Here is a 7820-nt window from a genome sequence, read left to right on the forward strand (position 1 = left end):
GGTCGGCGTCCTCGCCGAAGAGCCGAGAGCAACCCGCGACCGAGACCAGGTCGCCGTGCTCGTACTGATCATCGACGTGCCCGCCGACCCGGAACGCGCCGGAGACGAACCGATCCGGTATCAGGTCAAGGCAACCGGGCCGCTGGCCGAACACGCCGCCCGCCAGCTCGACCAGGGAGACGCGGTCGTCGTCGTCGGCGATGTCCGCCGCGAACGGTACCGCCTCACCGACACCCGGCCCAGCGCCACCGTCGACTGGCTGGTCGCCACCACGATCGCCCGCAACGTCGGCGTACCGGCCAAGCCGACACCGCCCGCACCGCGCCCGCTGACCCTCGTGCGCCCTGAACCGCGCACCGCACAGGTGGTGCGCGCGCTGCGCGATCTCGCCAGCGCCGCCTGACCTCCCGGTCCGGGCACGCCGAGCCAACGCCGCGCGCCCGGACCGCCCACCAAGCTACGAAAGGACCCGCATCGTGACCACCACCGAGCAGACCAACGCTATTGAAGGCGCTCCCGCCGTCCCCGCCGCCGAGCCGACCATCGCCGAGACGGTCGGCGCCACCGACGGGCCGCCGTCGCTCGCCGTCCGCATGGAGAACGTCGACGTCGACCGGCTAACCGAGCACGAGGGCAACGCACGGGAGGACGTCGAGGCCAGCGTCACGGGTGACGTGCAGTTCCTGGCCTCCGTCAAGACGGTCGGTGTCCGCTTCCCGCTCAAGGTCAAGGAGCACACCGACGGCAGGCTCGAAGTCATCGCCGGGCACCGTCGCCTGTGCGCCGCCCGGCTAACTGGGCGGACCCGCGTGCCGTGCTTCATCGTCCAGGCCGACGCCGGGAAGGAAGCACACGACTACATCGACATGTTGCTCGAAAACGTCTACCGCAAGAACTTCACCCCGGCCGAGCACGCGCTCGCCCTGTTCCGCGCCAACCGGTCGGGCACGGCCCGGCCCGTCCTGTCGCAGATCACCGGCATGAAGCCCGCCGAACTCAAGACCGCCATCACCGCCGGGTCGCTGTCCCAGCAGACCCGCGCAGCGGTCGCCGCCTACGAATGGGACTTCACGCAGCTTGCCGCGCTCAAGCCGCTCGACGACGACCCTGAGGCGGTCGCCCGGGTCGCCGCACAGGTCCGCAAGGGAGGCGACTTCGCCCATGCGATCAACGTTGAGGTCGTCGCCCGCGAGCAGGCCCGCGAGCAGTTGCGCAGGCACCAGGCGCTCATGGACAAGCTGAAGGCCAACGGTGTCAAGGTCATCGACCTGAGCACCCCGGGCATGGTTGCGCTCGACCGCCTCGCCGACCGGCGCAACCGGCAGCTCACCCCGGACACCCACGCCGACTGCCCCGGGCACCGGGCGCTGCGCCCCCGCCCGGACGACGACGCCGTGCGGTACGTCTGCGCCGACCCGAAGGCCAACGACCACCGCCCCTACACCGCGCCGACCCCGAAGACCGACCCGGCCAGCGGGACCGGCACCGCCACGGCGAGCCCGTCCGGCGTGTCCGCTGACCCCGCCAAGGCCGCCGCAGAGGCCGCCGCCCAGGCGCTGCTGAAAGAGGGCCGCCTCGCGTGGAAGGCCGCCACCCTCACGCGCACGCAGTGGCTGCGCACCTACCTCACGCGCAAGACGCTGCCGGACAACGCGTTCCGGTTCGTGACGCAGCAGCACATCACGTGCGCCAACCCGCTCAGCCGGTGGTTCGGCAACCCCCGCGCGAAGCTCCTTGCCGACTTGCTCAGCATGCCCATCGGCTCGGAACTCGCCACCATCGAGGCACGCACCGCGACCGCCCCGGCGAAGCGGCAGATGGTCATCCAGCTCGCCGTCCTGGCCGCCGCCCACGAGCGCGCCATCGACGTCGAGCAGGACGTCTGGCGGTGGGGCCAGCTCGGCGGAGAGGTCGCCCGCGCCGCCGCCGCCGGGTGGCTGACGTTCCTCGGCACCATCGGCTACCCGCTCAGCGCGGTCGAGCGTGCACTTGCGGAGCGCCGCAACTACACCGGCCGAGACGAGGACACCAACAAGACCGGCGCGCAGCCGACAACCAGCCCCAGCAGCGCCGACGCGCCACCGGCCGACGCGGACCCGCAGGCGTCGCCGCCCGCCGACGAGCACACCCCCGCCCCCGGCGACGACGTCCCCGCAACCGACGCGCCCGCGCCGGAGCCCACCACGGCCGAGCCCAGCGGACCGGAGCAGCCCGCAACGCCCACCCCTGCCGAGACAGACGCGCCCGACGCCGACGCGGCGGCGGCAACGGCGCCGGTCGCCGGGACGAACAAGCCGCCCCGCAGCCGCGCTCGCCGCCCCCGTCGCACCGTCGACACCGACCAGGCCGCCCGAGCCGCGTAGGTCCCTGACCGGCCGGGCGGCATCGGCCGCCCGGCCGGTCAGATCATCGCCCCTCATCCGGCAGGCCGGAAGGAACCCCGATGGACGAGAACCCCAATACCGATCGGCGAGCCATCATCGAGCGACCCGGCGAACCGCACGACACGACCCCGCACACCCGGCACGCGCCGACCATCTACACCGCCATGATCCTCGCGAGGATCGCCGAGGACGAGCACCACGGTCCGCTACGTGGCGCCCAGATCACGTGCTACGCCGACCTGCACGACCACGTCGACGCCAACGACTACACCGTCAGCGTCGGCATTCCCGAGCCGAACAGCGATCTGATCAACGCCGTCGAAACCGGCGTCGACACCGTCCTACGAATCCGGGCCTACGGACGGGACGCACTCGACCAGACCATCCGCATCATGCAGTCCCTGCCCGACACCTGCACCAAGGAATACCGGGCGGCATGGGACACAGCCGTCGACCTGGCCACCGCACTGGTCCGGCTCGCGACGAACGTGCCCGACCCGGCCCCGATCGTCAACGCGATCATCGAGTCGTACATCGACGACCCCAGGCCGACGACCACCGTCGCCGAACGCATCACCACCGCACTGAACACCGCAGCCTCATAGCCGCCCCACCCGAACGGCCGGTCCCGCCAATGTGCGGAACCGGCCGTTCATGCGTGACCGGCTATCGTCGGCACAACAACACGTCAATCGGGAGTCATCATGACCACGCCCGACCCAAGCCGACGCGACCGAATCGGGCGAAGCGTCGTCCGCGCAAACTGGGCGCTCATCGCCGCCGGGATCGCCGCTGCTGGGATCGCCGTCGGCCTACTCGTCGCCGCCCTCATCGTCGGCCGTCCCTGACCCACCACGCGGCCCACCCTCACGCACCGCAGCATCCGCCGCCCGTACCGCATCACGATCCGCTCGCCGCCGCGCCGCCCGCACCTCCGTCACCGGCACATCGGCCGTACCTGCCGCTGTAGCGTCGCCGACCAGGTCCGCCAGAACCACGAGCGCGACATCCAGCGCTGCGCGCGTCTCCGTCGCCTCCTGCCCGAGTTGCGCCAGCACCGCAGCCCGCCGCTCAGCGACCGCCGACACGTCGGCCTGCCTGCGGCCGACCACCGCCGCCGCCCGACGCTGCGCCGCCTGCACCTCCCGCAGCCGCGCCACCGCCGTATTCACGCCACGACTCGCCATACGCCCACGGTAAACAGGCTGGCGTCACTGCCGCCACAGCTAAAGAACGCGCAAACTCACGCTATTCAGTGGTATCGAATAACACCGTCTCAGGAGATCAGGTGGCACCTGCGGCTACATCGCTGGTTGGTTAGTTGTACAGGTCCGTGGTTGGCATTTTTGGGGCACACCACATGGCATTGAAATGTTCACAGGTCAGTTGATCTTGTACGTTTGCCGCATGCTATCCGTCGCACGAATCGCACCCGGCGACGGCATCCGCTACCTCACCAACCAGGTCGCCACCGGCCAGCACGACTTCCGTCCAGCACCGCAGAACGCCGCCGTCGCGTACATGGCGGACGCCACCGCACACGGCGAGGCACCCGGTTGGTGGGCCGGGCAAACCCACGAACTGTTCGGAATCCGCGGTGAAGTCGGCACCGAACAATTGGAACGGCTCATCGGCAAAGGCGAACATCCGCTGACCGGGGAACTGCTCGGCCGGCCGTGGCGCGTGTATCAGACGATGACCGACGAATACCGCGCCGCCGCATACGAGAAGCAGCTTGCGAAACTACCGCCGGACGCGACCATCGAGCAGACGGCGAAACTGTGGAACGACATCCATCTGATGCCGGACCGTAAAGCGGTCGCCGGATTCGACGTCACCGTCTCCCCACCGAAAAGCATTTCGCTGCTGTGGGCGTTCGGCGACGACCGCGTCAAGGCGGAGGTGATGGCCGCGCAGCACGCCGGCGTCCGCGCCGTCATCGAGCAGCTCCGCGTCCACGGCGCGTTCACCAGGGTCGGCGCCAACGGCATCGCCCAGGTCGACACGGACGGCCTCGCCGTCGCCGTCTTCGACCACCGCATGAGCCGCGCCGGGGACCCGCAGCTGCACTCCCACATCGTCATCAGCAGTAAGGTCCGCAGCGTCGACGGCAAGTGGCTCGCCCTGGACAGCAAGGCGCTGTACCAGGCGACGATCGGCGCGCGGATCGCCTACGACCGGGCCGTCGAACACGAGCTCCACACCCGGCTCGGCGTCACGTTCGCCGCCCGGGAAGGCTCACCGATCCGCGAGATCGTCGGGATCACCGCCGCAGCCATCCGGCAGTACTCGAAGCGGCGGGCCGCGATCACCGCCGACCTCGCAACGTCGATGCCGGCCTCGGCGAAGGTGTCGGCCGGCCGGTGGCGCAAGGCCGCGCAGGTCGCCACCCTGCGCACCCGCGCCCCCCGCGAACAGACCGAGTCGACCCGGCAGATGGAGCAGCGGCTGCGGCGGGAAGACACCGCCGCGGGCCTGTCCACGACCGCGGACGTCCGCCGGATCGTCGCCGGGCAGGTCGTCGACGACGTCCACGACCTCGCCGTGCAAGCCCTCGCCGCCGCCCGGCGCAACGTGACCGACCCGGGCCGGCTCACCGAGTCCGACGTCGACACCGCGCTGCAACGCCTCGGCGTCGACGACACCCGACGCCCCGCGGTCGTCAGCGCCGCTGTGCGCCTGGATGACCACCTGGCCGTCGAACGCGCCGTGGCGAACCTGGCCCAGGAACGCGCCGTGTTCCGCGTCGACCACGTCGAACTGCACGTCGGCCGGGTCCTCGGCCTCACCGACGGTGACCGTCGCGATGACTGGCAGCGCGTCCAGCAGCTCGCCGCCGCAGCGGTGCGCACGCACGCCGGCGGACTGCGGGTGCTGACCCCGCCGGAACTCGTCGACTGGGCACCGTCGCTGCTCCGCGCCAGCGACAACCAGGGCATCTACGTTCGGCACCGCGACCTGCACCTGTCGACCCGCACCGTCCTCGGCTCCGAGCAGGAAGTCATCGCCTACGCCGCCCGCCTCGGCGCCACCCCCGCACCCACCGAACTGCTCAACGAGATCGCCGCCGAGCTCGACCTCAGCCCGGACAAGGTCACCGCGCTGCACCACATCGTCGGCGACGACAAACGCGTCACTGGCATCATCGGACCCGCAGGCAGCGGCAAAACCTTCATGCAGAAGGCCGTCGCTGTCGCCGCGCAGCGGGCCGGGATCCCCGTTCTCGGCCTCGCCGTCGGACAGCACGCCGCCGACATCCTCGCCGACGCCACCCGCACCCCCGACGGCACCACCATGCGCACCGAAAACGTCGCAATGTGGCTCCACTCGCAAAACCTCCCACCCGCCGGGACCACCACCGCGGACAACTGGAGCTTCGCCCCAGGCCAGTGGCTGATCGTCGACGAAGCGTCGCAGGCGTCGTCGCTGCAACTCGCTGAACTCGTCCGGCTCCTGGACAAGGTCGACGGGAAACTCATCCTGGTCGGCGACCCCGAACAGGTGTCCGCGGTCGGGCCGGGCGGGCTGCTGCGCTACCTCGCCGGGCTCGACCGTACCGTCGACCTCACCGACCTCCGTAGGTTCAAAGACCCCTGGGAAGGGCCCGCATCGCTGCGGCTCCGCGCAGGCGACCCCACCATCCTGGTCGAATACGACCGCCGCCATCGGATCATCGCCGGCACCCGCAACGACCTCGTCCCGCAGATGCTGTCCGGGTGGGCCGGCGACACCCTCGCCGGTCTCGACAGCCTCCTGCTCGTCGAAACCCAGGCCGAAGCCGCCGACCTCGCCGCCCAGGCCCGCGCCCTGCTCATCCAGGCCGGCGTCGTGCAACGCGGGCGCAGTGTCACGCTCGCCGACGACAACCGCGCCAGCGTCGGCGATCGGATCGTCACCCGCCGCAACGACCGCCGGCTCGAAACCGAGACAGGGTTCGTCGCCAACCGCGACACCTGGCGCATCACCGACATCGGCCCCGACGGCGCGGTCGCCGCCGTCAACACCCGCAACGGCGACGACGTCATCCTGCCTTCCGCATACATCGCCGTCCACGTCCAGCTCGCCTACGCGTCCACCGTCGACGCCGCCCAAGGCCGCACCGTCGACACCGTCCGCAGCCTCATCGACGACGCCACCAGCCTCGGCCGGCTCTACGTCATGGCCACCCGCGGCGCACTCACCAACCTCCTCTACGTCATCACCCACCTGCAGATCGAGGAACCCCACCACCGGCAACCACCCGGCGCCGGCGTCGCCACCCTCGCCGACATCCTCACCAACGACACCACCGACCGGTCCGGCACCGAAACCGCCCAGCAGCTCGCCGCCGACTGGGACAAACTCGCCCGGTGGGGACCTGTCTTCGACGACCTCGTCGACCGCTTCGAGATCGACGCGTACGCCGCCGTCATCGCCGAAGCCGCCGGCCGGCACCACCCCGCCATCCGCGGCGACGCCGGCACCCGCGCCGCCGCGACCGCCAGCGAGATCGCCGCCCGGCTCGTCGACGACCCCGCCATGCCCGCCCTCACCCACCGGCTCCGGCAACTCGCCGCCGCCGGCTACCAACCCGCCACCGTCCTCGACACCGCCGTCGCCTGGAAGGACTTCGACGACGCCCGCGACGTCGCCGCCGTCCTCACCTGGCGCGTCGAAATGCTGTACGACCACGTCCTCGCCGACCCCCGCGCCGCCATCCGCTCCGACCAAACCCTCACCTACAACGAACGCGTCCCCACCAACGCACCCGCGGACCTCCGTGACACGCTGCAGCAGATCGCCGATGTCTGCGACCGGCGCATCACCGGCCTCGCCGAACTCGCCGCCGACCTCCGACCCACTTGGACGAAGGCACTCGGCCCCGTCCCGGACGACGACTACGGGCGCGGCCAATGGATCGGCAGGGCCTCCGTCGTCATTGCCTACCGCGACCGGCACACCGTCTCCCGCGACGAACCAATCGGAACCGAACCCACCGAACGCGACCCCGCCCGGTGGGCCGCCTGGCACCGCGCCCGCATCGCCCTCGGCGTCGCCACCGTCGCCGGTCAAGTCGCCGCCGCACCCGACCAGAACCTCCGCGAATGGGTCGCGCTTCAACACGCCGCCGACCGCGCCATGCCCGCCTACGTCGGCGACGACCTCCGCGTTGCGCACCTCCAACTCACCGCCGCCGAACACCGCATCGACGACATCCGCCAACGCCTCGCCGCAGCACAAGCCACCGCCGAACGCATCCGCGACACCGAAACGCCACGCGTCCCGATCTGGCGGCGACGCAGCGCGGTCGAACAACGGCAGGCCATCACCGCCAACCAGCAGCGCGCCAATGACTGCGTCGAGCAGCTCGAAACCCGCCTCACCGCAGCCCAGGAAACCGCCGCAGAACTCGAGCAGGTGGTCGAACGACTCGAAGGCCAGCACGCGAAGTGGGCC

The 7820-nt window shown here is 70.9% G+C and carries 5 protein-coding genes; 4 read left to right on the forward strand and 1 reads right to left on the reverse strand.

The features are described 5' to 3' along the window. The 3 genes from Dsi01nite_RS54885 to Dsi01nite_RS54895 all read left to right on the forward strand — a co-directional run. Positions 1–403, forward strand: a 403-nt coding sequence (locus Dsi01nite_RS54885; RefSeq protein ID WP_203854501.1) for a hypothetical protein, incomplete at its 5' end; no start/stop codon positions are given. A 73-nt stretch (positions 404–476) separates the two neighbouring features. Continuing rightward, on the forward strand, positions 477–2363 hold the full coding sequence (locus tag Dsi01nite_RS54890) for a ParB/RepB/Spo0J family partition protein (RefSeq protein WP_203854502.1): 1887 nt from the start codon (positions 477–479) through the stop codon (positions 2361–2363). Between the two features lie 80 nt (positions 2364–2443). Next, complete coding sequence (locus tag Dsi01nite_RS54895; RefSeq protein ID WP_203854503.1) at positions 2444–2989, forward strand: hypothetical protein; 546 nt, start codon at positions 2444–2446, stop codon at positions 2987–2989. Positions 2990–3196: 207 nt separating this feature from the next. Here Dsi01nite_RS54895 and Dsi01nite_RS54900 read toward each other — a convergent pair whose 3' ends face one another. Then, complete coding sequence (locus Dsi01nite_RS54900; RefSeq protein WP_203854504.1) at positions 3197–3571, reverse strand: hypothetical protein; 375 nt, start codon at positions 3569–3571, stop codon at positions 3197–3199. Between the two features lie 220 nt (positions 3572–3791). Here Dsi01nite_RS54900 and mobF point away from each other — a divergent pair. After that, a partial coding sequence (gene mobF, locus Dsi01nite_RS54905; protein WP_203854505.1) for a MobF family relaxase occupies positions 3792–7820 on the forward strand: 4029 nt, incomplete at its 3' end.

The organism is Dactylosporangium siamense (assembly GCF_016862795.1).
Taxonomy (GTDB): domain Bacteria; phylum Actinomycetota; class Actinomycetes; order Mycobacteriales; family Micromonosporaceae; genus Dactylosporangium; species Dactylosporangium siamense.